This is a genomic window from Streptomyces sp. DvalAA-14, from assembly GCF_900091855.1.
GTDB lineage: Bacteria > Actinomycetota > Actinomycetes > Streptomycetales > Streptomycetaceae > Actinacidiphila.
In genome coordinates this window covers 1-2,065 of sequence record NZ_FMCH01000594.1, presented here as the reverse complement: position 1 = coordinate 2,065, position 2,065 = coordinate 1, and the positions used below count along the sequence as shown (strand labels likewise).

At 75.3% G+C, this 2,065-nt stretch carries 2 protein-coding genes; both read right to left on the bottom strand.

All coding sequences use genetic code 11. The annotated features are described in order from the left end of the window. Positions 1–286 precede the first annotated feature (286 nt). The gene (locus tag GA0115240_RS32030) at positions 287–700 is read right to left on the bottom strand and encodes a DUF3040 domain-containing protein (RefSeq protein ID WP_093742212.1); all 414 of its coding nucleotides are present in this window, start codon (positions 698–700) and stop codon (positions 287–289) included. Positions 701–934: 234 nt separating this feature from the next. Next, positions 935–1,705, bottom strand: coding sequence for a methyltransferase (locus GA0115240_RS32025; protein WP_093742210.1), 771 nt, complete (start codon positions 1,703–1,705; stop codon positions 935–937). Positions 1,706–2,065 lie beyond the last annotated feature (360 nt).

The following is a 2,065-nucleotide window of genomic DNA, read 5'->3' as shown; positions in this document are numbered from 1 at the left end:
CGGCGGGTGACCGACCCGGTCCGGCGGCGGCTGACCCGGCAGGCGCACTCGTCGTCGTAGGCGGTGACCGGCGGCCGGCGGCTCCCTGGAGTCCCGGGCCGCCGCACGGCGAAGGGCCCGTACTCCCCACCTGGGTGGTACGGGCCCTTCGGTTCGTTCGGTGCTGCCTGGGCCGGACTACGGCGCCGGGCGATTGAGGCGGCCCTGTGCGCCGGGCTACCGGGCCGGGTTAGTGCGGCGGGCTACTGCGGCGGCCTGGTGGCCGACCGAGCGGTTGAAGGGGCAATCACTGACCCTGCTGGTCGCGTCGCCGCTGCCAGCGTTCCTCGATGCGGTCCATGACCTTGCCGCGGCGCGGCTGGTGCGGCTGGCGTCGGCCGCCGATGCGGCGACCGGCCTGCGGAGTGGCGGGCGGCTGCTCACCGGGCCGGGTGGCCCGGCGCCAGCTGGTCACCCCGACAACGGCGGAGCCCAGCATCACCAGGAAGCCGACGACACTGATCCACGGCTGCTTGGCGATCATGCCGCCCATGAGGAGGGCGATTCCGACCAGGAAACCGACCACCGCCAGGTAGACGCGGCGGCGGGTGTGCGTGCGCAGCCCGTTTCCCTCAAGCGCCGACGCGAACTTGGGATCTTCGGCGTACAGCGCTCGCTCCATCTGCTCGAGCATGCGCTGCTCGTGCTCCGAGAGCGGCACGGAGACCTCCTACTCGTCGGTCGCGGGGAACGACCGTTCCGACCCTTCCAGGATAGGCAGGGATTCGCCCCCGTGAAACCCGCCCCACTGCGTCAATCCGACGGGGCTCTCCTTCCCCGTCCGATGCCGCGTCATGCCAGCATACGGTCATGAATACGGCCGTGGGCGGCGTGTGACTCACTCCCCGGGCGGGTGGCTGCGGGGGTGACTGCGGGCGGTCACCGCGGCCTACCCTCAGCCGCGCTCGGCGAGCACATGGAGCTGGGTGGCCACCGAGTGGAAACCGGGCTCCTCGGCCGCGGCGAGTTCCAGCCGCAGCAGCGCCTCCAGGGCGCCCGGCTCGGTGTCGACGAGCACGCCGGGCACCAGGTCCGCGAAGACCCGCACGCCGTGCACCGCGACCGTGCGCAGGCCGGCGCCGCCGACCAGCCGGGTCAGCTCCTCGGTGTCGAAGCGGCGGGGCAGCGAGTCGCCGCCGCCCCAGCGGCCGTGCGGGTCCGACAGGGCGTGCTGGGCCTCGGCGAAGTGCCCGGCCAGTGCCCTGGCCAGCACCGCGCCGCCGCGGCCCGCCGCCAGCAGGCTGAGGGCGCCGGCCGGCCGCAGCGCGCCGGCCACATTCCGCAGGGCCTCCGCCGGGTCGTCGACGTACTCCAGCACGCCGTGGCAGAGCACCATGTCGTGGCCGCCGGGCTCGACCACCTCCAGCAGGCCGTGCGTGTCGCCCTGCACTCCCCGCACCCGGTCGGTCACGCCCGCCTCGGCCGCGCGGCGCTCCAGCGCGAACAGGGCGTCCGGACTCGGATCGACCACGGTGACCCGGTGACCGAGCCGGGCGACCGGCACCGCGAAGTTGCCGGTGCCGCCGCCGGTGTCGAGCACGTCGAGCACGTCCTGCTCCGCGGCCTTGGCCCGCCGCTGCAGCGCGTCGCGCAGGACTTCCCACACCACGGCGGTCCGCAGGCTGGCACGGGGTCCCAACGGGTCCACCCCTCCTTGACGCAACATGGCGGGCGGCTCTCCTCGCGGACGGCTGGTCACGACAGCGTCGTAACGGACAGCGCCAACTCTAGGCCGTGTCCGACCCATCGCGTCCTCCGCCCGGAGGGCGGCCCGCACGGCGTCCGCTCCCCGCCCTGGGCCTTCCGCCCGGGGGTGCCTGCCCCCGCCACAGCCGCGCGGGAGGACCCTCGGATCGCGAGGCGGTGGGGGCCGCCTCCCACCGGTAGCCGCGGGGTCGTCCTCGGCGGGGGCTCCTCGGACGAACGACGACGGACGAACCCGACAGCCCGGCCGGGGCCCCCACGGGCAGCGGTGGCGGGGCACCCGCCGGGCCCGGGCCGGGGGCCGAGGGGGCGAGCGCGTACC